At 49.9% G+C, this 24,955-nt stretch carries 28 protein-coding genes and 2 pseudogenes; 16 read left to right on the top strand and 14 right to left on the bottom strand.

What is annotated here, in order from left to right; genetic code table 11:
- The first annotated feature begins 70 nt into the window (after nucleotides 1–70).
- The 4 genes from RDY34_RS04570 (at nucleotide 71) to carB (ending at nucleotide 5,074) form a co-directional block, all read left to right on the top strand.
- Nucleotides 71–328, top strand: coding sequence for a SemiSWEET family transporter (locus RDY34_RS04570; RefSeq protein ID WP_304669927.1), 258 nt, complete (start codon nucleotides 71–73; stop codon nucleotides 326–328).
- A gap of 409 nt (nucleotides 329–737) precedes the next feature.
- Entirely contained in the window at nucleotides 738–1,301 is a 564-nt protein-coding gene (locus tag RDY34_RS04575; protein WP_002214615.1) for a ComF family protein, read from the top strand.
- Nucleotides 1,302–1,303: 2 nt separating this feature from the next.
- Nucleotides 1,304–1,852, top strand: a complete 549-nt coding sequence (locus RDY34_RS04580; RefSeq protein ID WP_002214617.1) for a hypothetical protein — start codon at nucleotides 1,304–1,306, stop codon at nucleotides 1,850–1,852.
- A gap of 6 nt (nucleotides 1,853–1,858) precedes the next feature.
- On the top strand, nucleotides 1,859–5,074 hold the full coding sequence (gene carB / locus RDY34_RS04585) for a carbamoyl-phosphate synthase large subunit (protein ID WP_003749610.1): 3,216 nt from the start codon (nucleotides 1,859–1,861) through the stop codon (nucleotides 5,072–5,074).
- A 120-nt stretch (nucleotides 5,075–5,194) separates the two neighbouring features.
- Here the strand turns inward: carB and RDY34_RS04590 are convergent, their stop codons facing one another.
- The 3 genes from RDY34_RS04590 to queA all read right to left on the bottom strand — a co-directional run bounded on the left by RDY34_RS04590 (nucleotide 5,195) and on the right by queA (nucleotide 7,389).
- The gene (locus RDY34_RS04590; protein ID WP_003749608.1) at nucleotides 5,195–5,398 is read right to left on the bottom strand and encodes a hypothetical protein; all 204 of its coding nucleotides are present in this window, start codon (nucleotides 5,396–5,398) and stop codon (nucleotides 5,195–5,197) included.
- Between the two features lie 74 nt (nucleotides 5,399–5,472).
- Entirely contained in the window at nucleotides 5,473–6,084 is a 612-nt protein-coding gene (locus RDY34_RS04595) for a hypothetical protein (RefSeq protein WP_003749606.1), read from the bottom strand.
- Nucleotides 6,085–6,348: 264 nt separating this feature from the next.
- The gene (gene queA, locus RDY34_RS04600) at nucleotides 6,349–7,389 is read right to left on the bottom strand and encodes a tRNA preQ1(34) S-adenosylmethionine ribosyltransferase-isomerase QueA (RefSeq protein ID WP_025456574.1); all 1,041 of its coding nucleotides are present in this window, start codon (nucleotides 7,387–7,389) and stop codon (nucleotides 6,349–6,351) included.
- Nucleotides 7,390–7,505: 116 nt separating this feature from the next.
- Between queA and RDY34_RS04605 the strand changes: the two genes are divergently transcribed.
- From RDY34_RS04605 to orn, 5 genes are all read left to right on the top strand, one after another.
- A complete protein-coding gene (locus RDY34_RS04605; RefSeq protein ID WP_003749602.1) occupies nucleotides 7,506–7,763 on the top strand; it encodes a hypothetical protein in 258 nt (85 codons plus the stop codon).
- On the top strand, nucleotides 7,745–8,197 hold the full coding sequence (accB, locus tag RDY34_RS04610) for an acetyl-CoA carboxylase biotin carboxyl carrier protein (protein ID WP_115437547.1): 453 nt from the start codon (nucleotides 7,745–7,747) through the stop codon (nucleotides 8,195–8,197). The genes RDY34_RS04605 and accB overlap by 19 nt, the downstream gene beginning before the upstream one ends.
- 114 nt (nucleotides 8,198–8,311) lie before the next feature.
- Nucleotides 8,312–9,673 carry an acetyl-CoA carboxylase biotin carboxylase subunit gene (accC, locus tag RDY34_RS04615; RefSeq protein WP_003752103.1) on the top strand — a complete coding sequence of 454 codons (1,362 nt, stop codon included), beginning with the start codon at nucleotides 8,312–8,314 and terminating at the stop codon, nucleotides 9,671–9,673.
- A gap of 117 nt (nucleotides 9,674–9,790) precedes the next feature.
- A complete protein-coding gene (gene prmA, locus RDY34_RS04620; RefSeq protein WP_308184476.1) occupies nucleotides 9,791–10,678 on the top strand; it encodes a 50S ribosomal protein L11 methyltransferase in 888 nt (295 codons plus the stop codon).
- A gap of 17 nt (nucleotides 10,679–10,695) precedes the next feature.
- Nucleotides 10,696–11,259, top strand: a complete 564-nt coding sequence (gene orn / locus RDY34_RS04625; protein ID WP_115177557.1) for an oligoribonuclease — start codon at nucleotides 10,696–10,698, stop codon at nucleotides 11,257–11,259.
- A gap of 403 nt (nucleotides 11,260–11,662) precedes the next feature.
- On the opposite strand, the gene hemL is transcribed toward orn, so the two are convergent.
- From hemL to RDY34_RS04645, 5 genes and pseudogenes are all read right to left on the bottom strand, one after another.
- Nucleotides 11,663–12,946, bottom strand: coding sequence for a glutamate-1-semialdehyde 2,1-aminomutase (gene hemL, locus RDY34_RS04630; protein ID WP_308074129.1), 1,284 nt, complete (start codon nucleotides 12,944–12,946; stop codon nucleotides 11,663–11,665).
- A gap of 63 nt (nucleotides 12,947–13,009) precedes the next feature.
- The gene (locus RDY34_RS04635; protein ID WP_111727363.1) at nucleotides 13,010–13,423 is read right to left on the bottom strand and encodes a glucosamine-fructose-6-phosphate aminotransferase; all 414 of its coding nucleotides are present in this window, start codon (nucleotides 13,421–13,423) and stop codon (nucleotides 13,010–13,012) included.
- 28 nt (nucleotides 13,424–13,451) lie between these two features.
- Nucleotides 13,452–13,574 (bottom strand): annotated as a pseudogene (locus tag RDY34_RS10635) (filamentous hemagglutinin); the annotation flags it as partial.
- Nucleotides 13,516–13,857, bottom strand: coding sequence for a hypothetical protein (locus RDY34_RS04640; protein WP_308018157.1), 342 nt, complete (start codon nucleotides 13,855–13,857; stop codon nucleotides 13,516–13,518). The gene RDY34_RS04640 and the pseudogene RDY34_RS10635, both read right to left, overlap by 59 nt.
- Complete coding sequence (locus tag RDY34_RS04645) at nucleotides 13,838–14,266, bottom strand: hemagglutinin (RefSeq protein ID WP_372338482.1); 429 nt, start codon at nucleotides 14,264–14,266, stop codon at nucleotides 13,838–13,840. Before RDY34_RS04645 ends, RDY34_RS04640 begins: the two co-directional genes overlap by 20 nt.
- A gap of 306 nt (nucleotides 14,267–14,572) precedes the next feature.
- On the opposite strand from RDY34_RS04645, the gene miaB reads away from it, so the two are divergent.
- On the top strand, nucleotides 14,573–15,901 hold the full coding sequence (miaB, locus tag RDY34_RS04650; protein ID WP_304674947.1) for a tRNA (N6-isopentenyl adenosine(37)-C2)-methylthiotransferase MiaB: 1,329 nt from the start codon (nucleotides 14,573–14,575) through the stop codon (nucleotides 15,899–15,901).
- Nucleotides 15,902–15,967: 66 nt separating this feature from the next.
- Here miaB and RDY34_RS04655 read toward each other — a convergent pair.
- Both RDY34_RS04655 and RDY34_RS04660 read right to left on the bottom strand, forming a co-directional pair.
- Nucleotides 15,968–17,434 (bottom strand): annotated as a pseudogene (locus RDY34_RS04655) (surface lipoprotein assembly modifier).
- Nucleotides 17,435–17,681: 247 nt separating this feature from the next.
- On the bottom strand, nucleotides 17,682–19,787 hold the full coding sequence (locus RDY34_RS04660; RefSeq protein WP_308184474.1) for an autotransporter outer membrane beta-barrel domain-containing protein: 2,106 nt from the start codon (nucleotides 19,785–19,787) through the stop codon (nucleotides 17,682–17,684).
- A gap of 34 nt (nucleotides 19,788–19,821) precedes the next feature.
- Here RDY34_RS04660 and RDY34_RS04665 point away from each other — a divergent pair, with 34 nt between their 5' ends.
- Complete coding sequence (locus RDY34_RS04665) at nucleotides 19,822–20,208, top strand: hypothetical protein (RefSeq protein WP_308074131.1); 387 nt, start codon at nucleotides 19,822–19,824, stop codon at nucleotides 20,206–20,208.
- A 164-nt stretch (nucleotides 20,209–20,372) separates the two neighbouring features.
- Here the strand turns inward: RDY34_RS04665 and RDY34_RS04670 are convergent, their stop codons facing one another.
- Nucleotides 20,373–20,618, bottom strand: coding sequence for a hypothetical protein (locus tag RDY34_RS04670; protein WP_308073944.1), 246 nt, complete (start codon nucleotides 20,616–20,618; stop codon nucleotides 20,373–20,375).
- Nucleotides 20,619–20,729: 111 nt separating this feature from the next.
- On the opposite strand from RDY34_RS04670, the gene RDY34_RS04675 reads away from it, so the two are divergent.
- Nucleotides 20,730–21,158 (top strand): CopD family protein, encoded by a 429-nt coding sequence (locus RDY34_RS04675; RefSeq protein WP_118821809.1) that lies wholly within the window; start codon nucleotides 20,730–20,732, stop codon nucleotides 21,156–21,158.
- Nucleotides 21,159–21,169: 11 nt separating this feature from the next.
- Entirely contained in the window at nucleotides 21,170–21,637 is a 468-nt protein-coding gene (locus tag RDY34_RS04680) for a CYTH domain-containing protein (protein ID WP_308073947.1), read from the top strand.
- A gap of 41 nt (nucleotides 21,638–21,678) precedes the next feature.
- Here RDY34_RS04680 and RDY34_RS04685 read toward each other — a convergent pair whose 3' ends face one another.
- The 3 genes from RDY34_RS04685 to RDY34_RS04695 all read right to left on the bottom strand — a co-directional run bounded on the left by RDY34_RS04685 (nucleotide 21,679) and on the right by RDY34_RS04695 (nucleotide 23,679).
- Entirely contained in the window at nucleotides 21,679–22,167 is a 489-nt protein-coding gene (locus RDY34_RS04685) for a dihydrofolate reductase (protein ID WP_304670047.1), read from the bottom strand.
- A gap of 67 nt (nucleotides 22,168–22,234) precedes the next feature.
- A complete protein-coding gene (gene aroG, locus RDY34_RS04690; protein WP_107863837.1) occupies nucleotides 22,235–23,290 on the bottom strand; it encodes a 3-deoxy-7-phosphoheptulonate synthase AroG in 1,056 nt (351 codons plus the stop codon).
- 161 nt (nucleotides 23,291–23,451) lie between these two features.
- On the bottom strand, nucleotides 23,452–23,679 hold the full coding sequence (locus tag RDY34_RS04695) for a hypothetical protein (RefSeq protein ID WP_154104173.1): 228 nt from the start codon (nucleotides 23,677–23,679) through the stop codon (nucleotides 23,452–23,454).
- A 34-nt stretch (nucleotides 23,680–23,713) separates the two neighbouring features.
- Between RDY34_RS04695 and RDY34_RS04700 the strand changes: the two genes are divergently transcribed.
- Genes RDY34_RS04700 through RDY34_RS04710 form a run of 3 tightly spaced genes read left to right on the top strand, consistent with a single transcriptional unit; the run spans nucleotide 23,714 to nucleotide 24,464 of the window.
- The gene (locus RDY34_RS04700; protein ID WP_304669911.1) at nucleotides 23,714–23,863 is read left to right on the top strand and encodes a hypothetical protein; all 150 of its coding nucleotides are present in this window, start codon (nucleotides 23,714–23,716) and stop codon (nucleotides 23,861–23,863) included.
- Nucleotides 23,864–23,904: 41 nt separating this feature from the next.
- A complete protein-coding gene (locus RDY34_RS04705) occupies nucleotides 23,905–24,201 on the top strand; it encodes a hypothetical protein (RefSeq protein WP_304669910.1) in 297 nt (98 codons plus the stop codon).
- Entirely contained in the window at nucleotides 24,198–24,464 is a 267-nt protein-coding gene (locus RDY34_RS04710) for a hypothetical protein (protein ID WP_304669908.1), read from the top strand. The genes RDY34_RS04705 and RDY34_RS04710 overlap by 4 nt, the downstream gene beginning before the upstream one ends.
- Nucleotides 24,465–24,955 lie beyond the last annotated feature (491 nt).

Consider the following 24,955-nt stretch of genomic DNA (forward strand, 5'->3'; position numbering starts at 1 on the left):
GATTCCGATACAAGGCATACAGACGATATCCCGACACCGTTTGCCGCCCCAAAATCAGAAAGGACTTATTTTGACTGAAAAACAAATGCGCATCCTTTCCGCCGCCGCCACCCTGACCGCCGTGGGTATGTACGTTTCCTATATCCCGCAAATCCAAAACAACCTTGCCGGCAACCCCGGCTCGCCGCTGCAACCCCTCGTCGCCGCCATCAACTGCACATTATGGGTTGCCTACGGCTTTTTAAAAGAAAAACGCGACTACCCCGTCATACTGGCAAACGCCCCCGGCATCATTTTGGGCCTGATTACGTTTATCACCAGTTTTTAAGGAAATTTTCAGACGGCCTGTGCGAAATAAAAACAAAAAACCGTCTGAAAAAATTGTCTTGCCGCAATATTTAATTCAAGCCGCAAACCCGCCTCCCTCCCGTGGGAGAGGGAGCTGGTTGCAGCAGATTTTGCGGTTGCAGGCGATTTGAAAAAGAATGCCCGAAATATCAACGGCAGGAATTTTTCAGGTAGCTTTTTATCGAAAGGCGGATGGAACAAACGCCGCGAGTGTTTTTTCAGACGGCCTTTGAATCCATCGGTAGGGTGTGCCGCAAGGCACGCACGCGGTGGGTTGGGGTTGCAGGGAAAATGGGGAACGCGTGCGTGCGTACCGCACACACCCTACATGCGGGCTACGGCTTGCTAGGATTGCTCGTTATACTTAATTTTGACAAGGAGTCAATGAAATGGCGATAGAACTAAATGGTAACTGGACAAAAGGATTTGCTTTAGACCATCATATGCAAAAAAGTATTTTGTTAGGTTATGATGAATTAGGGCATCCTCACTTTGATAGCAAGAGAAGTGTGATTGGAGAATGGGTTTATCAATTAAAATATCGTAATCAAACCCAAAATGTTTCTTTGCTGGTAGACTATATTTTACAAAAATTTAGTGGTTTAGAATCTATAAATTTAATTGTTCCCGCCCCTTTTACAACAGAGCGTATTAATCAACCAGTTCAATTAATTGCCAAAGAACTAAGTGATCGCTTGAATATTCCATATTCTCCTATTTTAAGAAAATCTAGCTCACACACACCACTCAAAAATATTGAAGAAAAATCAGAAAAACTAGAAATACTGAATAATTCCATCACAATTGACAATATAGATCTATCCAATAAGAATATTTTAGTAATCGATGATTTATTTGATAGCGGAGCAACATTGGAAATATCAACTGAAAAATTGTTTTCAAAAAATGCTAGATCTGTAATTGTTTTAGCAATGACAAAGACTAGAGGATAAAAATGCGCACTATTTTCTTTTCTGGTTCACGCAGCATTTCACGACTAAATCCACAAATACGAGAAAGAATTAACAATATTCTTAGCAATAATTTTGATATTGTTATTGGAGATGCTAATGGGGCTGATAAAGCTATCCAAAAATTTCTACAAGAACAAGATTATGCTAATGTGCATATTTACTTTTCTGGCAAAATTTACCGAAATAATGTGGGGAATTGGCAGTTTGTCCAAGTAGACAGCAAAGGAACTGGAAGGGTATTTTATACAGCAAAAGATAAGAAAATGGCAGAAATTGCTGATTATGGCTTTATTTTATGGGATGGTAAGAGTATTGGTTCATTAAATAATATAGCAGAACTTTTACAGCTAAATAAACCTTCTCTTGTATACCATTCTCAAACAAAAGAATTCTTTAAAATTAAATCAAGCGCAGATTTAGAGAATATTTTATCTAACATAGAAGATGATGTTTTAGCTTCAATTTTAGAAAAGGGAAATACTTTTCTTAAAAGCTATGTAACAAAACAACCTTCTTTAATTCAAGAGTAACCACCCATGCCCAAACGTACCGACCTAAAATCCATCCTTATCATCGGCGCCGGCCCTATCGTTATCGGTCAGGCCTGCGAATTTGACTATTCGGGCGCACAGGCCTGCAAGGCTTTGCATGAAGAAGGCTATAAAGTCATTCTGGTGAATTCCAACCCCGCTACGATCATGACCGACCCTGAAATGGCGGATGTTACCTACATCGAGCCGATTATGTGGCAGACGGTGGAGAAGATTATCGCCAAGGAGCGGCCCGATGCGATTCTGCCTACCATGGGCGGTCAAACTGCGCTGAACTGTGCGCTGGATTTGGCGCGCAACGGCGTGCTGGCGAAATACAACGTCGAGTTAATCGGCGCGACAGAAGACGCGATTGACAAGGCGGAAGACCGCGGTCGCTTTAAAGAAGCGATGGAAAAAATCGGTTTGTCTTGCCCGAAATCTTTTGTCTGCCACACGATGAACGAAGCCTTGGCAGCGCAAGAACAGGTCGGCTTCCCGACGCTGATTCGCCCGTCTTTCACGATGGGCGGTTCGGGCGGCGGCATTGCCTACAATAAAGACGAGTTCTTGGCGATTTGCGAACGCGGTTTCGATGCCTCGCCCACGCATGAGCTGCTGATTGAGCAGTCCGTCCTCGGCTGGAAAGAGTACGAGATGGAAGTGGTACGCGATAAGAACGACAACTGTATCATCATCTGCTCGATTGAAAACTTCGACCCGATGGGCGTGCATACGGGCGACTCGATTACGGTTGCGCCGGCGCAAACGCTGACGGACAAGGAATACCAAATCATGCGTAATGCTTCGCTGGCAGTATTGCGCGAAATCGGCGTGGATACGGGCGGCTCGAACGTGCAGTTTGCGGTAAACCCTGAAAACGGCGAGATGATTGTGATTGAGATGAACCCGCGCGTGAGCCGTTCGTCCGCGCTGGCTTCCAAAGCGACGGGCTTCCCGATTGCGAAGGTGGCGGCGAAGCTGGCGGTCGGCTTTACGCTGGACGAGTTGCGCAACGACATCACCGGCGGCCGCACGCCTGCGTCGTTCGAGCCTTCCATCGACTATGTGGTAACCAAAATCCCGCGTTTTGCGTTTGAAAAATTCCCCGCCGCAGACGACCGCCTGACCACGCAGATGAAATCGGTGGGCGAAGTAATGGCAATGGGCCGTACCATTCAAGAAAGCTTCCAAAAAGCCCTGCGCGGTTTGGAAACAGGCTTGTGCGGCTTCAATCCGAGAAGCTCCGACAAAGCGGAAATCCGCCGCGAACTGGCAAACCCAGGCCCTGAGCGCATGCTGTTTGTGGCAGACGCGTTCCGCGCGGGCTTCACGCTGGAAGAAATCCACGAAATCTGCGCCATCGACCCTTGGTTCTTGGCGCAAATCGAAGACTTGGTGAAAGAAGAAAAAGCGGTTTCAGACGGCATTTTGAGTGATTTGGATTATGCCGCCCTACACCGTCTGAAACGCAAAGGCTTCTCCGACAAACGCATCGCGCAGCTTTTGGGCGTAAAAGAAAAAGAAGTGCGCGAACACCGCTACGCGCTGAACCTGCATCCCGTGTACAAACGCGTTGACACCTGCGCCGCCGAGTTCGCCACCGAAACCGCCTACCTCTATTCCACTTACGAAGAAGAATGCGAAGCGCGTCCTTCCGACCGTAAGAAAGTGATGATTCTCGGCGGCGGTCCGAACCGCATCGGTCAAGGCATCGAGTTTGACTATTGCTGCGTTCATGCCGCGCTCGCCCTGCGCGAATCCGGTTTTGAAACCATCATGGTCAACTGCAACCCGGAAACCGTATCCACCGACTTCGACACCAGCGACCGCCTGTATTTCGAGCCGCTGACATTGGAAGACGTGTTGGAAATCGTCCGCACCGAAAACCCGTGGGGCGTGATTGTGCATTACGGCGGTCAAACCCCGCTGAAACTCGCCAACGCTCTGGTTGAAAACGGCGTGAACATCATCGGCACGTCCGCCGACAGCATCGATGCCGCCGAAGACCGCGAACGCTTCCAAAAAGTGTTGAACGACTTAGGCTTGCGCCAGCCGCCCAACCGCATCGCCCACAACGAAGAAGAAGCCCTCGTCAAAGCCGAAGAAATCGGTTATCCGTTGGTTGTCCGTCCTTCTTACGTACTCGGCGGCCGCGCCATGCAGATTGTTCACTCTGCCGAAGAGCTGCAAAAATACATGCGCGAAGCCGTGCAGGTATCCGAAGACAGCCCCGTGCTGCTCGATTTCTTCCTCAACAACGCGATTGAAGTCGATGTGGACTGCGTTTCAGACAGCAAAGACGTCGTTATCGGCGGCATCATGCAGCACGTCGAACAGGCAGGCATCCACTCCGGCGACTCCGGCTGCTCGCTGCCGCCCTACTCCTTAAGCGAAGAAATCCAAGACGAAATCCGCCGCCAAACCAAAGCCATGGCGTACGCGCTGGGCGTGGTCGGACTGATGAACGTGCAGTTTGCCGTACAAGACGGCGTGGTGTTCGTGTTGGAAGTGAACCCGCGCGCCAGCCGCACCGTCCCCTTCGTCTCCAAAGCCACCGGCGTGCCGCTCGCCAAAGTCGGCGCACGCTGCATGGCAGGCATTTCCCTGAAAGAACAAGGCGTGGAAAAAGAAGTCGTCCCCGATTTCTATGCCGTTAAAGAAGCCGTGTTCCCATTCATCAAATTCCCGGGCGTGGATACGATTTTGGGTCCGGAAATGCGCTCCACCGGCGAAGTCATGGGCGTGGGCGCAAGCTTTGGCGAAGCCTACTACAAAGCCCAACTCGGCGCAGGCGAACGCCTCAACCCGACCGGCAAAATCTTCCTCTCCGTGCGCGAAGAAGACAAAGAACGCGTCATCAAAACCGCCAAAAACTTCCAAGTTTTAGGCTACGGCATCTGCGCCACGCGCGGCACGGCGCAATACCTGACCGAACACGGGCTGATTGTGCAGACCATCAACAAAGTCCCCGAAGGCCGCCCGCACATCGGCGACGCGCTGAAAAACGGCGAAATCGCACTGGTCGTGAATACCGTTTCCAGCGATCCGCAATCCGTGTCCGACAGCCACATCATCCGCCAAAGCGCATTGCAGCAACGCGTGCCGCAATACACCACTACTGCCGGCGGCGAAGCGATGAGCGAAGGCGCGAAAAGCCGAGACCATCTGGGCGTGTACAGCGTTCAAGAGCTGCACGGGCGTTTGAAAAACCGCAGCTGATACCTGAATCAGGTTGGAAAATGCCGTCTAAAACCTTTACGGTTTCAGACGGCATTTTGTTGCACATAGCCTTCACTTTCTTTTTACCTTAAAGAACAACTATTTCTTTAGCTCTGTATTTTAATTTTGTGTCATCACCATATTTTTATTATTATTTATAAAATCTACTTCTATGAGATTTCCTATTTCACTATTAAAGCAATTGATTACAGATTCGTCGTTTTCTCTCCAATCAATCCAAATTGAATCATTACTTTCCCAAAGGTCATCAATGTTATCTGGATATAATAAAAATTTTCTTATATTTTCATATTTATTATTCATAAAATCTTATCCTCAAAATGCAAATATCTGAAAGTAACTATTTTTTATCTATCAAACATTACGTCAATCGTATTTTAGTTTTTGATCTTTTTTATCATATCTAAATAAAATTTCTTACCACCATCATTATTAGCTAAATCATGCTTTGTTTGTAAAAAAGAAATTACTTCTTTTTTGTATTCTTCAGGGACACTTTGAATATTTTGATTAATAATATGAACCAAATTTTGATGTGCAATTTTTTTTGGTGTCATTTTTTGCATACTCATAAAGTATTTCCATTTATCAGGGTAATATTCAAAATTTTTTAAGCGCGGTAAATAGTTAGAAACATAACCTGCAAGTCCTTTTTTATAAGCATTTGATAAAATAAAATTATAGATTTCAGTGGTTTCTGAAAGTTGGTATCTTAGTATCATATTTCCCAAAATAGATATGATATTCAATAGTATTTTTTCATTATCTGAATAATTATGTGCTATCTGTAAAAGTTCCTCAGCAAATTTGTCATCTTTGAAATACGGAGAATAGTATAATGACATTTCATCTCTAGGTGTTTTTTCAAATAACTTTAGAATATTAACTACTTCTGTTTCTGTTTTCATTTTCCAGTTTTTAATCTCTACTTGAAGCAATCGAATATCATTTATTTTCTTCTTTATCTTGAATGGAATATTTTCACTCATGATTCCCTCTTTTGTACAAATTCAAATTTATTCAAATGTTGTAAATACGCATTTTTATTAAATTTAATATTGCTATTTTTATAAATCCAATGCAGCTTCATCTAAAAGAAAGTCCTCTACACCAATATATAAAGTACCATCATCATATCTTGGCACTAAGCGCCCCGATTTGGGGCGGTATGTTATCCAACCGCCGGACATCCATAAAAATACCGCCCGAACCACAGTTCAGACAGCATCTGTCTTGCAACGGACAGCGGCGGTTTAAAGCCCGCCTCCTTCATTCCGCCCCAAAATCATCGCATCGCCGTAGCTGAAGAAACGGTATTCGCGTTCAACCGCATGACGATACACGGCGCGGATATGCCCCATACCCGAAAACGCGCTGACGAGCATCAGCAAGGTTGATTTGGGCAGGTGAAAGTTGGTAATCAATCGGTCGGCAACATTAAAACGGTAGCCCGGCGTGATGAAAATATCGGTATCGCCCTGTCCGTCCTTCAAGTGTCCCGTCTCACGCGCGGCAGACTCGAGGGCGCGCATGGAAGTCGTGCCGACCGCCCAGACTTTGTTCCCCCGAGCTTTTGCCGCCCCAACGGCGGCGACGGTTTCAGACGGCACTTCAAACCATTCGCTGTGCATTTTGTGTTCTTCGATTTTTTCCACACGCACGGGTTGGAATGTCCCCGCACCGACGTGCAAGGTTACTTCTGCGGTTTCTACGCCTTTGTCTTTCAGACGGCGCAAAAGTTCTTCCGTAAAATGCAGGCCCGCCGTCGGCGCGGCGACCGCACCCTGATATTTGGCATAAACGGTTTGATAACGGCTGTCGTCATCTGCATCGGCGGCACGCTCGATATAAGGCGGCAGGGGCAGATGTCCGTTCTGTTCCAAAAGTTCGTAAACGGTTTGTTTGCTGTTGAACCGCAAACAAAACAGTTCGCCGACACGTTCAAGCATTACCGCTTCGATGCCGCCCTCAAAAATCAACTTCGTATCCGGCTTGGGGGACTTGGACGAACGGATATGCGCCAGTGCGGTATGACTGTCTAAAACACGCTCAATCAAAGCCTCGATTCTGCCCCCGCTGTCTTTCTGACCAAACAGCCGCGCCTTCATAACTTTGGTATTGTTGAACACCAAAACGTCGCCCTCGCCGACATAATCGGGCAAATCGCCGAATACCCGGTCTTGCAGGGGCATATCCGGCAACGCAACCAAAAGGCGGCTGCTGCCGCGCACTTCGGGCGGATGCTGGGCAATCAGGTGTTCGGGCAGGGTAAAGTCAAAATCTGAAATATCCATTGCTGCACTCTCATTCGGACAAGCCGCCATTATACGCAATTCAGCCCTTTTTCAGACGGCATCTTTACCCGAAAAACCAACAGATTAGAATAAACACTCTTGACCCGGAACATCTTGTGCGCGAAATCAAACTTCCTGCACATTTCCCCCAAAAACCGCCGTTTTTTGATATTTTACTGGACATTTGCCGACAACTTCGGGAAAATGAACACATTCTCACGGTCGTTTTCCACCACAGGAAAACCGTATCCGAACACCATTCCGCCCGGTTTGCGCCGTTGCCGCAAGCCGGCTGTTTTCTGAAAAACCAACGCGACAACCCGCCGGAACACCGGCAGCCTTTAAAGGAACAGAAATGGATTTGCGAAAATTAAAAAAACTGATCGATTTGGTTGAAGAATCGGGCATCGCCGAAATCGAAGTGACCGAAGGCGAGGAAAAAGTCCGCATTACCCGGACCATCGCAGCAGCCCCGGTTTATGCCGCACCCGTACCTGCCGCCGCCCCGGCCGTAACGCCGGCCGCCGCACCCGTTGCGGCATCCGCGCCCGCCGCGCCTGCCGCCCGCGATTTGTCCGACGCGCAAAAATCGCCTATGGTCGGCACGTTCTACCGCGCGCCCGGCCCGAATGCCGCGCCTTTTGTCGAAGTCGGACAACAGGTTAAAGCCGGCGATACCTTGTGCATCATCGAAGCGATGAAGCTGATGAACGAAATCGAAGCCGAAAAATCCGGCACGGTCAAAGAAATCCTGGTCGAAAACGGTACCCCCGTCGAATTCGGCGAACCGCTCTTCATTATCGAATAATCCTGTTTTCAGACGGCATAGATTCCCGATGCCGTCTGAAATGCTTTCTCCTTCCAGCATTTTTGCACCCGCCTCTTTTATGTCGGGTCGCCTGAAACCACAGGAAAAGTCATCATGTTGAAAAAAGTTTTAATCGCCAACCGCGGCGAAATCGCATTGCGGGTGCTGCGGGCCTGCCGTGAAATGGGCATTGCCACCGTTGCCGTCCACTCCGAAGCCGACAAAGACAGCCTCCACGTCAAACTTGCCGATGAATCCGTGTGTATCGGTCCCGCCTCCTCGGCACAAAGCTATCTGAATATCCCCGCCATTATCGCCGCCGCCGAGGTTACCGATGCAGATGCCATCCACCCCGGCTACGGCTTCCTTGCCGAAAACGCCAATTTCGCCGAACAGGTCGAACAATCGGGCTTTATCTTCATCGGCCCTAAAGCAGATACCATCCGCCTGATGGGCGACAAAGTATCCGCCAAACACGCCATGATAGCGGCAGGTGTGCCCTGCGTCCCCGGTTCTGACGGTGCGCTGCCCGACGATGATGCCGAAATCCTCAAAATTGCCGATAAAGTCGGTTATCCCGTCATTATCAAAGCCTCCGGCGGCGGCGGCGGCCGCGGTATGCGCGTCGTCGAGAAAAAAGAAGACCTCCTCCAGTCTGTCGAAATGACCAAGGCAGAAGCGGGCGCGGCATTCGGCAACCCGATGGTTTACATGGAACGCTATTTGCAACGTCCGCGCCACGTCGAAATCCAAGTGATTGCCGACGAACACGGCAACGCCATCTACCTTGCCGAGCGCGACTGCTCCATGCAGCGCCGCCACCAAAAAGTCATCGAGGAAGCACCGGCTCCGTTCATCACCGAAAAAGAACGCGCCAAAATCGGCAAAGCCTGTGCCGACGCCTGCAAACGCATCGGCTATCGCGGCGCAGGTACGTTTGAATTCCTGTACGAAGACGGCGAGTTCTTCTTTATCGAGATGAACACACGCGTTCAGGTTGAGCATCCGGTTACCGAGCTCATCACCGGCGTGGACATCGTACAAGAGCAATTGCGCATTGCGGCCGGCCTGCCGTTGCAATACAAACAAAAGGATATTCAAGTCGAAGGCCACGCGTTTGAGTGCCGTATCAACGCCGAAGATCCGTACAACTTCATCCCAAGCCCGGGTCTGATTGAAAGCTGCCATCTGCCCGGCGGCTTCGGTATCCGCGTCGACAGCCACATCTACCAAGGCTACCGTATTCCGCCGTACTACGATAGCCTGATTGGCAAAGTCTGCGTCGTCGGTAAAGACCGCGACCAAGCCATGGCCAAAATGCGCGTCGCCCTCGCCGAGCTGGCGGTAACCGGCATTAAAACCAATACGCCGCTGCACCGCGACTTGTTCAATGACCTAGGTTTCCAAAAAGGCGGTGTCAGCATCCACTATTTGGAACACTGGCTGGAAGATCGCAAAGCCAAACAGGACAAATAAGCCGTCCCCGATATGCCGTCTGAAACAGTTTGTCCGTTTTCAGACGGCATTTCCGTTACACACCCATCCCCTTATACAGTACGACCCTATTCCGAAGGTCTGTTAAGAAAGCCCGCTATGCCTTACCAACAAATCACCATCAACGTCAACGATGCCGTCGCCGAACGCCTCGCCGACACCTTGATGGAACACGGCGCACTCTCCGCCGCCATCGAAGATGCCTATGCAGGTACCGAAAACGAACAAGCCATCTTTGGCGAACCCGGTATGCCGACCGAACAAATCTGGCAGCAGAGCAAAGTCATTGCCCTGTTCGGCGAACACGACGAAGCCGCCGCCATCATCCAAACCGCCGCACAAGAATGCGGATTAAAAGACTTGGCATACACCGGCGAAACCCTCGAAGACCAAGACTGGGTGCGTCTCACGCAATCGCAATTCGACCCCATCCGAATTTCCGAACGCCTGTGGATTACCCCCTCTTGGCACGAAGCCCCCGAAGGCACTGCCGTCAACCTACGCCTCGATCCCGGACTCGCCTTCGGCACCGGCAGCCACCCGACCACGCGCCTCTGCCTCAAATGGTTGGATACACAACTCAAAAACGGCGAAAGCGTCCTCGACTACGGCTGCGGTTCAGGTATCCTGACCATCGCCGCCCTCAAACTCGGTGCAGGTTCCGCCGTCGGCGTGGATATTGACGAACAGGCCATCCGTGCCAGCAAGGACAACGCCGAACAGAACAACGTCGATGCACAATTCTTCCTGCCCGACGGCCTGCCTCAAGGGCAATTCGACGTAGTTGTCGCCAACATCCTCGCCAACCCTTTGCGTATGCTCGGCGAAATGCTTGCCGCCCGCACCAAACAAGGCGGCCGCATCGTGTTATCCGGTTTGTTGGACGAACAAATCGAAGAACTCAGCGGCATTTACAGCCAATGGTTCGATCTCGATCCTGCGGAAACCGAAGAAGGATGGGCGCGATTGAGCGGGACAAAACGCTGACAAGCAAAGGAAATATCATGCAGGATAAAAACAACCTCTGCTGGCTCGATATGGAAATGACGGGGCTTAATCCCGAAACCGACCGCATTATCGAAGTCGCGATGATTATTACCGACTCGGATTTGAATGTATTGGCGCAATCCGAAGTTTACGCAGTCCACCAAAGCGACGAGCTGCTCGACAATATGGACGAGTGGAACACCGCCACACACGGTAGGACGGGGCTGACGCAGCGCGTACGCGAATCGTCGCATACCGAAGCCGAAGTCGAACAGAAACTGCTGGACTTTATGTCGGAATGGGTACCCGGACGCGCCACGCCGATGTGCGGCAACTCCATCCACCAAGACCGGCGTTTTATGGTCAAATATATGCCGAAACTGGAAAACTACTTCCACTACCGCAACCTCGACGTTTCCACGCTCAAAGAGCTTGCCAAACGCTGGAATCCGCCCGTTGCCAAAAGCGTCGTCAAACGCGGTTCGCACAAGGCATTGGACGACATTTTGGAGAGCATCGAAGAAATGCGCCACTACCGCGAACACTTTCTGATTTCCGCCCCGAAAGCCGAAGCGCAATAAGAAACAAACAATGCCGTCTGAAACGCTGTTTGCATTTCAGACGGCATTTTTACAGCAGATTGAAATCAAAAATATACACGCCCGTCATTCCCGCGCAGGCGGGAATCCGGAAGGTCGGGCTTACCGTTATTTTCAATCATTACAGAAACTGAAAGGTCTGGATTCCCGCCTGCGCGGGAATGACGACGGTGTGCATTCTTATAGTGGATTAACAAAAATCAGGACAAGGCGACGAAGCCGCAGACAGTACAAATAGTACGGAACCGATTCACTTGGTGCTTCAGCACCTTAGAGAATCGTTCTCTTTGAGCTAAGGCGAGGCAACGCCGTACTGGTTTTTGTTAATCCACTATACTTCAATCTGCCAAACAAATCGAACAGAAAAACCCTGTCCGTCAAAACATCATGCAGCCATCGCCTTGAACACTTCAACCGCAACCGCAACCGTTTCGTCAATCAGCTCGGGCGTATGCGCGGCAGAAACAAAGCCGGCTTCATAAGCGGACGGGCCAAAGGCAATGCCGCGGTCGAGCATGCCGTGGAAGAAGCGTTTGAAAGCGTCGATATTGGATCGCGCCATATCGGCATAGTTTCGCGGCGTATGGCTGGCAAAATACAGGCCGAACATACCGCCCACACTGTCGGCGGTGAACTCGATGCCGTGCGCTTTGGCAGCGGCGGCAATACCGTTGGCAAGGCGTTGTGTCAAGGCGGTCAGGTTTTCATAGAAGCCTTCGCGCTGGATGATTTCCAGCGTTTTCAAGCCTGCGGCGACGGCAATCGGGTTGCCCGACAAAGTGCCTGCCTGATACACGCCGCCCAGCGGGGAAATACATTCCATGATGTCTTTGCGTCCGCCGAACGCGGCAAGTGGCATACCGCCGCCGATGACTTTGCCCATCGTGGTCAGGTCGGGCGTGATGCCGTGCAGCGATTGTGCGCCGCCGAGCGCGACGCGAAAACCGGTCATCACTTCGTCGTAAATCAACACTGCGCCGTGTTTTTCAGTCAATTCGCGCAGGGCTTTGACGAAGGCTTCGGTCGGGCGGACAAGGTTCATATTTCCGACGAAAGGCTCCAAAATCACACAGGCAATGTCATTGCCGCTTTGAGCAAAGGCTTCTTCGAGTTGGGCGATATTGTTGTACTCGAGGACTAAAGTGTGTTTGGTAAAGTCGGCAGGCACACCGGCGGAAGAAGGATTGCCGAAGGTGAGCAGACCGCTGCCTGCTTTCACCAACAGGCTGTCGGAATGGCCGTGGTAGCAGCCTTCAAATTTGATGATTTTGTCGCGGCCGGTAAAACCGCGTGCCAGACGGATGGCGGTCATGGTGGCTTCGGTACCGGAGCTGACAAGGCGCAGCCGTTCGACGGACGGCATGATTTTGGCGATTTCTTCGGCGATGACGATTTCGCCTTCGGTAGGCGCGCCGAACGACAAACCGCCCAAGGCAGCTTCGCGCACGGCTTCGATGACTTCGGGGTGTGCGTGTCCGACAATCGCAGGGCCCCAAGAGCCGACGTAATCGGTGTAGCGCGTGCCGTTTTCGTCCCAAACATACGCGCCTTCGGCTTTTTTGATAAAGCGCGGCACGCCGCCGACGCTGCCGAATGCGCGGACGGGGGAATTCACGCCGCCAGGGATGATGGCTTTGGCGCGGTCGAATAAAATTTCGTTACGGTTCATATTTATCCTCAAATGCCGTCTGAACGGCAGGTTTCGGGCTTGGAAGCAGAAAGCCCCATTTTATCATTTTTCAGGTTTCGCCAAGGATTTGCCCGCTTCTTTGCGGATGACGTCAACCGTATCCCGGATGACGGAACGCTCGTCTTTTTCAACTTTATGTGTAAAGCGGTAGTCCCGGACAACTCCCTCACCGTCGTAATCCACACACCACTCCCAATGCCGGCGTTCTGATTTCATATAAATGAAATTGGTCGGTAAAAAATTATAAATAGGCAGGCTGACTTCATGATAGGCATAACAGCCGAAAGGGTTGCGCTTCCCGAAACGTGCCTCTACCTCCGCCCGGGTCGTTTTGCCTTTAACAACCGTTTGTGCGATTCCTTCTTCCGTCTGATCACGCAGGAACTGATGTTCCCTGTCGCCGAAATTGCTGGTACACGCACACAGCAGCAATGCCGCCCATACAACCGGTTTCATACACACCTCCCATTAAAGCCAAACATTTGTTATAAGTTTTGCCGTCTGCACCCGTATAGGTATAGCCGTTTTTCTGTAAAACATCGGCTTAATCATTTTGCAAACAAATGTCCATACTGCTTATCTTTGCGAATATTGTATCTACCGTCATGGTGAATACACTGATAAGAAATATGTTGCCCAATTTCACTAAATGAGACTTCGGTAATAGATTTATATCCTAATTGGTTGCCTAATTCATGCAAAACAAAGGTGAGATTTTCAGTTTCACATGTGTCAACGGCTTTTGCCCATCTTTGAGTAGGCTTGGAGCAATTCCAATCTGCACAACTGCCATCAAACATTAACTGCCCAAATGATAATAAATAACCACAACTGCTTAATACAAAAACACAAGTAATTAGCATAAAATATTTAAAAAGGATTTGTTTCATATTTTTCTCCATTCGGATTATTGGGATTGACTAATTTTGGAATAGCATGATTTATATTACCATCAGCACCTGTTTTAGGAACTCCCCATTTTCCTGTGTAATCTTTCCAGTTTTCTGTTTTAGCAAGTTTCCCATTTTCCATTTCAATATTCCCATTTTCATCTCTTTGATACTGCTCAGGCACCTCCGCAAAATACGAGCTATGCGGATAACAAAATATCCTACAAGCTCCTTTTGTTGTCTCATTATTTCCTAGCAAGAAAAATGGTGGTATCCACATTGTCAATCTATTACCAATAAGATCCTTGTCATGCACAATCGAATAGGCTCCGCTGTTATAAGTTTTGCCGTCTGCACCCATATAGGTATAGCCGTTTTTCTGTAAAACATCGGCGTAATCATTCTTCACATTTGTGGCTGTACCATAGAAACGTGCTTTTCTGATTGGTGCAATGCCATTTTGTTTTTGATTGTTTACCCAATCTTTTAAGGAAACGCTTGCTGTAATTCCCCCACGACTGTGATTACTGGTATCAACCGAATACAGCCATCAAAACCGTATAAATTCATATTAAAAACAATATTCTGTTTACAAAACCCACATCGTGCTATAATCCGCACCGATTTTCAGACGGCACCGTCATGCCGTCTGAAATTTTTTCATTCCAACAACAATCAGCCCCGCAATTACGGCTGCCTGAGAAAGACACAAACCATGAAAAAAGTATTTATCCGCACCTTCGGTTGCCAAATGAACGAGTACGACAGCGAAAAAATGCTGTCCGTCCTTGCCGAAGAACACGGCGGCATCGAGCAGGTTACCCAGCCCGACGACGCCGACATCATCTTGTTCAACACCTGCTCCGTGCGTGAAAAAGCGCAAGAAAAAGTTTTCTCCGATTTGGGGCGCGTCCGTCCGCTCAAAGAAAAAAATCCCGACCTCATCATCGGCGTTGCCGGCTGCGTCGCCTCGCAAGAAGGCGAAAACATCGTCAAACGCGCTCCGTATGTGGACGTGGTTTTCGGCCCGCAAACGCTACACCGCCTGCCCAAACTCATCGTCGATAAAGAAACCACCGGTCTCTCGCAAATCGATATTTCCTTCCCTGAAATCGAGAAATTCGACCACCTGCCGCCTGCGCGCGTAGAAGGCGGTTCGGCATTCATTTCTATTATGGAAGGCTGTTCCAAATACTGCTCTTACTGCGTCGTCCCTTACACCCGCGGCGAAGAATTCTCCCGCCCGCTCAACGACGTATTGACCGAGATTGCCGGTTTGGCGCAACAAGGCGTTAAAGAAATCAACCTGTTAGGTCAAAACGTCAACGCCTATCGCGGCGAAATGGACGACGGCGAAATCTGCGACTTTGCCACTTTGTTGCGCATCGTCCACGAAATCCCCGGCATCGAACGCCTGCGCTTTACCACCAGCCATCCGCGCGAATTTACCGACGCGATTATCGAGTGCTACCGCGACCTGCCGAAGCTGGTTTCCCACCTGCACCTGCCGATTCAAAGCGGTTCCGACCGCGTATTGAGCGCGATGAAACGCGGCTACACCGCTTTGGAATACAAATCCATCATCCGCAAACTGCGCGCCATCCGCCCTGATTTGTGCCTGAGCTCCGACTTTATCGTCGGCTTCCCGGGCGAGACCGAGCGCGAGTTCGAGCAAACCTTGAAACTGGTGAAAGACATTGCCTTCGACTTGAGCTTCGTCTTTATTTACAGTCCGCGCCCTGGCACGCCTGCCGCCAACCTGCACGACGACACGCCGCATGAAGAAAAAGTCCGCCGCCTCGAAGCTTTGAACGAAGTCATCGAAGCCGAAACCGCGCGCATCAACCAAACCATGGTCGGCACGGTTCAACGCTGCCTGGTCGAAGGTATCTCCAAAAAAGACCCCGACCAACTCCAAGCCCGTACTGCCAACAACCGCGTGGTCAACTTTACCGGCACGCCCGACATGATCAACCAAATGATCGATTTGGAAATCACCGAGGCCTACACCTTCTCCCTGCGCGGCAAAATTGTCGAAGCCTAAGTCTTCCCCACTGTAAAAATGCCGTCTGAAGCGTTTCAGACGGCATTTCTCACTTTGCAACGAACATCAGAACGTTTTGTTAAACTCGACAAACACCCGATTTTTCTCATATTCGTTGAACACGTCGTTACTCCATGTTTCGCGGTGCGACAGCGTCAGGCGCGGCGTGATGCCTTTGAAATGCAATGCCCGGTGCCAAAGGCTCAAGGATGTGTCCAATTCTTTATCCCTGCGCCTTTCCCCTTTAAAACCGCTGAAAAAGCCGGGTTTTTCATAATGCCGTTTCGCCGCGCCGAGGCGCAACAGCGAAGACAGGCCGCTGCCGCCCCATTCCTGCCCCCAGGCAAAGCGCAGGCCGTAACGGTTGAAATTGTCGCCACGGTCGGCGGGGTTGCGCTCGCGGTAAAAATCCAAACCGCCCGTCCAATATTGGCGCGCATTCCGGTAAAACACCAGCGAATTGGAAATTTGCAAATGGGTATTGTCGGAACGCGCCCGGCGCGTATTCTTCAAACGCCCCCACTCCGCCGAAGACAGCGTTTGCCATTTCGGGGTTTGCCAACGGTTGAAATAAAGGCGTGCGCCGTTGGCGTAAGAATAAGCGTCGTTGCCGTAGGTGCGGCGTTCGTGGAACACTGCCAGCCCGACATCTTTACGCCGGTCGGCAAAACCGATGCCGCCGGAAACACCTGCCGTCATATCGTTGAATTTCTTATTCCCCGGATAAACCCTGCCGGACACGTCGCCGCCCGCCGTCGTGTACCAGCCGTTTTTCAGCGACCATTTTTTCTCCGCGCCGAGCCGGTAATTGACCGCCGTGCCGTCCACCTGTTTCGGGAAAGTCCAGTTGCCGTACTGCTGCTATTTCGGAGCTTGGTTGATATTGTGTTCGCGGGTAACGCTGAAACCGCCGTTTACCTTCCACGCATCGCGTTCGCGCAATGCCTTGCGGTACAGCTCGACCTGTTCCATAAGCTGCGGCGGCAGGTTTTCCGCCTTCAGGCGGTCGAACTGGTCTGCCGCCGCCTCGTTCTGCCTGTCTTCAAACAATGCCGCCGCCAAACGCATACGGACGGCGGGCGCGTCGGGTTGGGCGGCAATCAATTCCCGGTAATGGGAAATCGCTTCTTTCACCCTACCGTCTGCCTGCGCCAAAATCCCTTGTGCATAAAGTGCCAGCATCTTATCCTGCTGCGCCTGTTGTAGGTAAATCGGCAAAATAACGCGGATACCGGCAATATTGTTTGAAACTACTGCGGAATACATCGCGCGGGACAGCAATTCGGGATTTTTCAGCAGGGTTTCGCCGTCAATCTGCAAAACTTTTCCTTTTTCCCGCACCTGCCCCGGTACCTTCTCCCTGTCGATCGGTTTGGCCTCCGCTTCATGAAGCCTGAACTCGGGACGGCTTCTCAAATCCGGTTCGCGCGGTGTTTCTTCGGCATATGCCGCGCTTGCCAATAAAGGCAGCAACAGCATCCATCTGTTTCGTGCAGGCATAAATGTCTTCCCACAAAAATAAAAATAAAAAATAACCATTATCAACCAGCGGATTGTATCAGTTTTTTATGCCGCTGTTCCAAACCCTGCCGCCCGATGCTGCGACAATGCCGTCTGAAGCCAGAATCGGGTTTCAGACGGCAGCAAAAAACCGGCGGTTTCCCGCCGGTTTCATCATTATGCCCCGCCCTTCGGGGAGGCAGGGTTCGGATCGGTTTGCGGGGCGGCGCGCGGGGCCGTGCAGGTGTGCCGCCTGTGCGTCAAAACATTTCCCGACGCATCAAAACAGCCATTTGACCAACAATGCGGCTTCTTTGTCGCCGTCCGTCCTTTTGCCGTATCCGATGCGTGCGGACATATGGCCTTTCCAACCGGCTTCAATACCGAACCGCCCTTCGAGCGCCGTCCTGCCTGCCAGCGTCTGTTTTTCGCCGTCCATTTCCACGCCGAAAGATTTTGACCTGTGCAAAACATTAAAAGCGGCAAAAGGCTGAAGATTGACACCATTACGCAAAGCAAAACGGGTTTTTGCCCGAATGCCGGCGCGGCTTTGCCACTGACCGCTGCCGAGCAGTCCGACCGCCGTCCCCTCGCTGTCGGTAAAGCCGCCGTTTACGCCCAAGTAGGTAAACTGCGCCTGCGGTTGCAGGTAAAACCGCACATTATTGCCTTTTCCGACAACGCCTTCCGCCACAAGCGCGTTGTAGCCGCCTTCGACAGAAGCCGTCCAACCTTTGGTTTTGTAGCGTTCCGCACGATTTTCATCATTGATGCGGTGTTTGAAACGTTGGTATTGCAACCAGCCGTCCAAATACGCACCCGTTTGTTTATCGCGCAACTGATGCCACGCAGCATAAACACCCCCGCCATAACCATGCAAATAACTGCCTGCCGCACCGCCTTTGCCGTTGACTGATGCGTGCTGGCCGGTCCTGCCACCCATCACGCCGATTGCCAGCCGGCTGCCTTCATTTTGCCGTACAAACACCTCGCCGCCGATTTGCACGCCTTTGCTCCGCCCGTCCGCAGCCGCGCCGCCCCGTATATTTTGATGCGACCGGCCGCCGATGAAGCGCAGCCACAATTTTTGACGGGACGGATCGGCGGCATACACGTCGTCGCCCCTGTCGGCGGCACGCAGCCCAAACAAAGTATTTGCCGCATAAGCCTGTTGGGCATATAAAACTGCTTCCGCCTCAGGGATAGCCAAACGCTGCACACCCAAGCAAAATCCGCCTTCGCATTGCTTGAGCAATAATTCGTACAGTCCCTGCCGGTAATTTTGTTTAAACGCAAACGAATTAGGGTCTGCCTTTTCCGCCGCAATCAGTTTGCGCCCGTCGAGCGTTTTCAAATTTTCCGGCCGGCGTTCCAAAACCACGCCGGATTTTCCGCTGACCTCGTCTTCAAAGGTCAGGGCGGGTTCGTCCGACTCCCGCACGTTGTAGCCGAACAGGAAATCCGCGCCGCCCTGATACGCTTTATGGACGGTCAGTTTTTCATCTTTCGTGTTCAGGCGGATGCGGGCATTATCGGAAGTTTCCAGCGTATGGATGTCGGAATGGCGGCGCGGTTCCCAAAGGGAATCTTTCAGCGTCATCTTGGTCAGTTCCAACACCTGTCCGGCGACGTGGGATTTGTTTTCGATTTTGACGTGCAGTGTTTTATTGAAGATGTTGTCGAGATTGGTAGATGATGGATAAGGAGTGAGTACGGCGTCTTCTATCAATTGATTAATTAGATCGGGTTGTTTCTGTTTAAGTTTCTTAAATCCTTTTCCAAACTTTTGTATGTACGCTTCCTCAACTATTTTTTTATTTTTTTCCCAATCTTCGGGTTTCGTGTCGTACAAAGCCTTTAATTGCTTCTTAACCGCCTGCTTTAAATCAGTTCCGTAATTCTCTGTAACATATTTCTTAACAACGGGCATATTATCGACGGCGAGGATGCCGCTATTGTAGTTTTTACCCGTAATATTGATTTCGTCATACCCATATTCGGATGAATTTTGATCGGTTTTACCGCTGGAAAAATAATGGGAAACACCGTTTACCGGCTTGTCTGAAAATGAAAAATCGGCAGCATCGCCAATATTTGTAGAACGAGTATCCGAACCGGGCTGATAACTGAAAGCACCGAAGCAATCAAAAGATATGCTGCACGGGCCGCGCCAAACGTGGGAATTTCTGTCTTCCGCCGCTTCTAAAATAAATTTGTTTTTAATCTCGGCTTCTTTGACGGGATCGTACGCATCCGAACCCCAAGCATATGGCGTGCAAAACAGCGATAAAACAGATAATGTTAATAGATTAACCCGACCGCTTGCTTGCTTGCTTGCTTGCTTGCTTGCTTGCTTGCTTGCTTGCTTGCTTGCTTTCAGTGTCATGAGAAATTTTCCTTTGTCAAGTGTTGAAATTATAATGATTATATGCTACATCACACTACATCGCAATGAAAAATCGGGAAAAACAAAAAACCCCTCCGCCGTCATTCCCGCGAAAGCGGGAATCCAGACCTTTCAGGGCGGAAACTTATCGGATAAAACGGTTTCCCCTGCATCCTGGATTCCCACTTTCGTGGGAATGACGGGATATAGGTTTCCCTACGGACGTGTTCAGATTACCGCCTGCGCGGGAATGACGGAATTTCAGATTGTTGTTTTTGATTTTCTGTTTTGTGGGAATAACGGGATTTTGGATGATGTGCATTTATCGGGAAAACTAAAAACCCTCCGCCGTCATTCCCGTGAAAGCGGGAATCTAGAATTTCAATGCTGCAAGAATTTATCGGGGATGGCCGGAGTTTAAAGGTCTGGATTCCCGCCTGCGCGGGAACGACGGCTCAAAAGTTACGAAACGAAAAATAACCGAAACCAGACAAGTCGGATTCCCGCGCGGGCGGGAATGACGATAAGCGTAATTTCAATCTGCCATATTGTCTTTTCACTTGCCTGAAAACAGATTTCAGCCGCCTATCCCTGCATCCGGCGGCTGATGTAGTCGGCAATCAAATCCCGCTTTTCCCAAAAAAACTTCTGCATTTTTTGTTCGGAATACAGTTTGCGAACCAGTACGGGCAGACCGCCATGAATAATTGAGGCAATTTCTTTGTTGCCTTCTTCTTCCTGCATTGCCGTCTGAAAGTCTATGCCGCGGCTTTTCAGGTATGCTGCAAGGCGGTTGCGGATGTGGGAATTGAGTTCGATGGATTTGAGCATTTTGCCTCCGTTTTGCGGTAAGGATTTATTCGATTTGTTTATCCGCCTGATTTTATCACGTTTCCCAAGCGGTTTGCCTGTACAATACCGCTTTTCGGCAGGGTGTGGGCGATGATGTTTTCTTGGTTCAAACTGTTTCACTTGTTTTTTGTCATTTCGTGGTTTGCAGGGCTGTTTTACCTGCCGAGGATTTTCGTCAATATGGCGATGATTGATGCGCCGCGCGGCAATCCCGAGTATGTGCGCCTGTCGGGTATGGCAGTGCGGTTGTACCGTTTTATGTCCCCTTTAGGTTTCGGTGCGGTCGTGTTCGGCGCGGCGATACCGTTTGCCGCCGGCTGGTGGGGCAGCGGCTGGGTACACGTCAAACTGTGTTTGGGCTTGATGCTTTTGGCTTACCAGTTGTATTGCGGCGTGCTGCTGCGTCGTTTTCAGAATTACAGCAATACTTTCTCACACCGCTGGTATCGCGTATTTAACGAAATCCCTGTACTGCTGATGATAGGTGCGCTTTACCTGGTTGTGTTCAAACCGTTTTGACGGAGCATCTTATGCCGATAGAAATCGAACGCCGTTTTTTGATTGAAAACGACAACTGGCGGCAATACGCCGATGAGCCGCTGCTGTTGAGGCAGGGTTATCTGTCTGTTGAAAAAGAACGCACCGTCCGTGTCCGCATTGCCGGAAAACGGGCGTGGCTGACGCTGAAAGGCTATATTTCGGAAATCAGCCGCAGTGAGTTTGAATACGAAATCCCGCTTGCCGATGCGGAAAAGATAATGGAAACGATGTGCCCGTTTAAGATGGAAAAACGGCGTTATCCGGTCAGATGGAACGGCAGCCTGTTTGAAGTCGATGTTTTCCTTGGAGAAAACGCACCTTTGGTCGTCGCGGAAATCGAGTTGCCCGACGAAAATGCCGATTTTGACCGTCCGGACTGGCTGGGACGCGAAATCACTTCGGACGGTATGTTTACCAATGCTTATTTGAGCAGGCATCCGTTCTCAACCTGGAAATAAAATGCCGTCTGAAACGGCTTCAGACGGCATCTGCCTTGCGGTTATCCCTTGAGGTAATGCACGAATGTATATGCAACGCCTTTGCTGCTGACACGTCGTTCCGTCCTCTCCGCCTCTTTCCAATGCATCCGGTCTATTTCAGGGAAAAACGCATCACCTTCCACAGTCAGGCCGACTTCGGTTATCCGCAAGTCAGTCGCCAACGGCATCGCTTGTGCGTATATCTGCGCACCGCCCATAATGACGATTTCCTCCACACCGGCACACAATGCCAATGCAGCCTCCAAACTTGCCGCCGTTTCCGCACCTGCAGCACAATAATCCGCCTGCCTGCTAATAACAATGTTTCTTCTTTCAGGCAGGGGTTTGACCGGTAAAGACTCCCATGTTTTCCGTCCCATTATCACCGGTTTCCCCAAGGTATATGCTTTGAAAAATGCAAAATCTTCCGGAATATGCCAAGGCATGGCGTTTCCCGCCCCAATGCACAGATTCTCCGCACACGCTGCAATTAAGGTTATTTTAGTCATGTCGTCTCCATAAAAATGCCGTCTGAAAGCTTCAGACGGCATTTTATGATATTCCGTATCAAAAATCTCAACTTGCCCGAGCAATACGTATTTTGTTGGCACCCGCCAACAATGCCAACAGTTCTTCAGTCGCATCCCAACCGATACACGCATCGGTAATGCTCTTACCGTAAACTTCCGGCTTATCCTGTCTGCCTTCTATTAAATGGCTTTCTACCATTACACCCATAATATTGCTCCCGTCCTGCTCCAATTGGGCGGCAATATCCCGTGCCACGTCCATCTGCTTGGTATAATCCTTGCGGCTGTTAGCATGGCTGCAATCAATCATCAGCTTATCGTTTACACCGGCCGCCTTTAACTGCTCAACCGCAGCACTGACGTGTTCCGCATCATAATTCGGCTCTTTACCGCCCCGCAAAATAACATGACAATCGGGATTACCACTGGTATGGACAATGGCGGAATGCCCAGCTTTAGTTACAGACAAGAAATGATGGGAATGGCTCGCCGCACCGATTGCATCGATTGCAATCTTCAAATTACCGTCCGTACCGTTTTTAAAGCCGACGGGACAGGACAGACCGCTTGCCAATTCACGGTGGACCTGGCTTTCAGTCGTCCGTGCACCGATTGCCCCCCAAGAAATCAAGTCGGCATAATACTGGGGTGTAATCATATCCAAAAATTCGGTAGAGGCAGGCATGCCCATATTATTCAGGGACAACAACAGACTGCGCGCCTGACGCAAACCGAAATTGATATCGAATGTTCCGTCCAAGTGCGGGTCGTTAATCAAACCTTTCCAACCCACCGTCGTTCTCGGCTTCTCGAAATAAACTCGCATCACAATCAAAAGCTCGTTTTCATACTGTTTACGGAGTTTCAACAAACGCTCCGCATATTCCAACGCCGCTTTCGGATCGTGAATCGAACACGGCCCGATAATGACCAACAGCCGCTTGTCCCTGCCGTGAACCAAATCGGAAATTTCCTGACGGGTGCGGTGAACCAAGCCCGAAGCCTCTTTGGAAATCGGCAGCTCGTAAAGATGGGCAATCGGCGGCAACAACTCTTTAACTTCTTTAATCTTAATATCGTCTGTGGGGTAATGGTGTGTCATCTTGCATCTTTCCTGATGGGTTTTTATACGCGGCTTAGGTTACATCGTTTACCTTGCACAAACAAGTGCAACATATTACTACAAAGCTATTTTATTTCAAAATAACTGATATATCTTTTTTCATAGATTTTAAATTTCATATTTTTAATATTTTAGGAATTTTATTCCAAAGAAAAAGAAACAGATTGATAAAAACAATACCCACCATTCATTCGGACAAAACCGCACGGAACATCCGTTTTCCCATTTCCACGACAATCCGGTACAGAACACCCCGCTGCCGATTCCGCCTGCACATCCGGCAAAATTTCATACACAAGGAAAATGTTGAAAACAAAAAGAACTAATTGCTTGAAAAAAGATTTAATTGGAATGCGGGTATTTCCCACACTTTCTCCATTTATTTATCCTCATTATAAAAACATGAAAAAAATCCTGCTTGCACTCTCACTTGCAGCCGTGTCCGCCGTTACGGTAACCGATATTCCCGAGTCTAACGGCAAGGGCGAATACAAAGTCTTTACCGCTTATGTTAAAGGCAAAGCCACTGCCGTCAATTTGAAAGAAAAATAACGCACACCGTCCATCGGCTTTCGTTCAACGAACGCTACGATATGCGTTTTAAGGCAGAGTACGCCCGAAGCAAAAACGATGCAGACGACAAAAGAGAGAATGCACACATCGCTAACGGCGCAATAGGCAAAATGGCTGCCGTGTATGACGGTTATACCTACACCCAACCAGTCGGCGAATCCACACGTTTCCGTGGCGGTTTGGAGCGTGTCCAAGTTAAACGTTATCTGGGAGAAAAGTGCTGCGGCTACGCCTGTCCAAAAAGCGAACGCCTCACTCTGCAAGCAGATGGTGAAATCCGTCAAAACCTTGGCGAAGGCTGGTTTCTGAAGCCATGAGCGGGGTAGCTGTCTATCTCCACAACAAAAACAAAATAGCAATTGCTTCCCAAGATGCCAGCCTAAACTCCAAAAGCCGGTTCGTCAGCACCGGTCTGAATGTGGGCAAACAACTGACCGGCAATCTCGGTGTAGAGTTTGACCCATACTACCGCCACCGCGCAATCCGCAAGTCTGCCGAATTTGTCTCGAATACTACCAAAACCAAAACAGACAGCGAAAAGTTTAACGAGTTCGGCTTCCGCGTAGCCGCAACGTTCTAATTCCCTTGCGTATAAAAAGCAGCATAAAAATGCTGCCTTTTCCCATTTCCAAGGGAAGTATTCCGTAGTGCAGTTTACCTCATTGCTTCACACAAACCGAAAATGCCGTCTTAAAACCAATTTTCAGACGGCATTTGTCCCTTAAAACACGTTTTTTCAAGCGCGACCATACCAAACACCCAAAGGTTACCTGAAACCCGGGTAAGTACAATTAGCCACCTCAAGTGGCGTAATCGTACGAACAAATCCTTCCACCCTTCGTACAACTTTTGCTCCATCGAACACCCACTTCCCAAATACTGATGTCTGCTTGGGTTGAATCGGCATTCGTACGATTACGGCGCACCGCCTAATCTGTACCTGCATCCGTTGCGCCCAATACCAAAGGCTACCTGAAAATCTCCCAAACTTTTCAGGTAGCCTGAGACCTTTGCAAAATTCCCCAAAATCCCCTAAATTCCCACCAAGACATTTAGGGGATTTCTCATGAG

The organism is Neisseria polysaccharea (assembly GCF_963392925.1).
Classification (GTDB): Bacteria; Pseudomonadota; Gammaproteobacteria; order Burkholderiales; family Neisseriaceae; genus Neisseria; species Neisseria polysaccharea.

Coding starts and splice junctions, on each gene's coding strand:
- RDY34_RS04580 (WP_002214617.1), top strand. CDS start 1,304: ATGCGCACTATTTTCTTTTCTGGTTCACGCAGCATTTCACGACTAAAT.
- RDY34_RS04675 (WP_118821809.1), top strand. CDS start 20,730: ATGATGTTTTCTTGGTTCAAACTGTTTCACTTGTTTTTTGTCATTTCG.
- RDY34_RS04700 (WP_304669911.1), top strand. CDS start 23,714: ATGAAAAAAATCCTGCTTGCACTCTCACTTGCAGCCGTGTCCGCCGTT.
- hemL (WP_308074129.1), bottom strand. CDS start 12,946: ATGAACCGTAACGAAATTTTATTCGACCGCGCCAAAGCCATCATCCCT.
- RDY34_RS04575 (WP_002214615.1), top strand. CDS start 738: ATGGCGATAGAACTAAATGGTAACTGGACAAAAGGATTTGCTTTAGAC.
- RDY34_RS04635 (WP_111727363.1), bottom strand. CDS start 13,423: ATGAAACCGGTTGTATGGGCGGCATTGCTGCTGTGTGCGTGTACCAGC.
- accB (WP_115437547.1), top strand. CDS start 7,745: ATGGATTTGCGAAAATTAAAAAAACTGATCGATTTGGTTGAAGAATCG.
- RDY34_RS04660 (WP_308184474.1), bottom strand. CDS start 19,787: ATGACACTGAAAGCAAGCAAGCAAGCAAGCAAGCAAGCAAGCAAGCAA.
- RDY34_RS04590 (WP_003749608.1), bottom strand. CDS start 5,398: ATGAATAATAAATATGAAAATATAAGAAAATTTTTATTATATCCAGAT.
- prmA (WP_308184476.1), top strand. CDS start 9,791: ATGCCTTACCAACAAATCACCATCAACGTCAACGATGCCGTCGCCGAA.
- RDY34_RS04705 (WP_304669910.1), top strand. CDS start 23,905: ATGCGTTTTAAGGCAGAGTACGCCCGAAGCAAAAACGATGCAGACGAC.
- RDY34_RS04595 (WP_003749606.1), bottom strand. CDS start 6,084: ATGAGTGAAAATATTCCATTCAAGATAAAGAAGAAAATAAATGATATT.
- RDY34_RS04685 (WP_304670047.1), bottom strand. CDS start 22,167: ATGACTAAAATAACCTTAATTGCAGCGTGTGCGGAGAATCTGTGCATT.
- RDY34_RS04670 (WP_308073944.1), bottom strand. CDS start 20,618: ATGCTCAAATCCATCGAACTCAATTCCCACATCCGCAACCGCCTTGCA.
- RDY34_RS04710 (WP_304669908.1), top strand. CDS start 24,198: ATGAGCGGGGTAGCTGTCTATCTCCACAACAAAAACAAAATAGCAATT.
- RDY34_RS04665 (WP_308074131.1), top strand. CDS start 19,822: ATGATTATATGCTACATCACACTACATCGCAATGAAAAATCGGGAAAA.
- RDY34_RS04680 (WP_308073947.1), top strand. CDS start 21,170: ATGCCGATAGAAATCGAACGCCGTTTTTTGATTGAAAACGACAACTGG.
- miaB (WP_304674947.1), top strand. CDS start 14,573: ATGAAAAAAGTATTTATCCGCACCTTCGGTTGCCAAATGAACGAGTAC.
- accC (WP_003752103.1), top strand. CDS start 8,312: ATGTTGAAAAAAGTTTTAATCGCCAACCGCGGCGAAATCGCATTGCGG.
- RDY34_RS04640 (WP_308018157.1), bottom strand. CDS start 13,857: ATGAAACAAATCCTTTTTAAATATTTTATGCTAATTACTTGTGTTTTT.
- queA (WP_025456574.1), bottom strand. CDS start 7,389: ATGGATATTTCAGATTTTGACTTTACCCTGCCCGAACACCTGATTGCC.
- carB (WP_003749610.1), top strand. CDS start 1,859: ATGCCCAAACGTACCGACCTAAAATCCATCCTTATCATCGGCGCCGGC.
- aroG (WP_107863837.1), bottom strand. CDS start 23,290: ATGACACACCATTACCCCACAGACGATATTAAGATTAAAGAAGTTAAA.
- orn (WP_115177557.1), top strand. CDS start 10,696: ATGCAGGATAAAAACAACCTCTGCTGGCTCGATATGGAAATGACGGGG.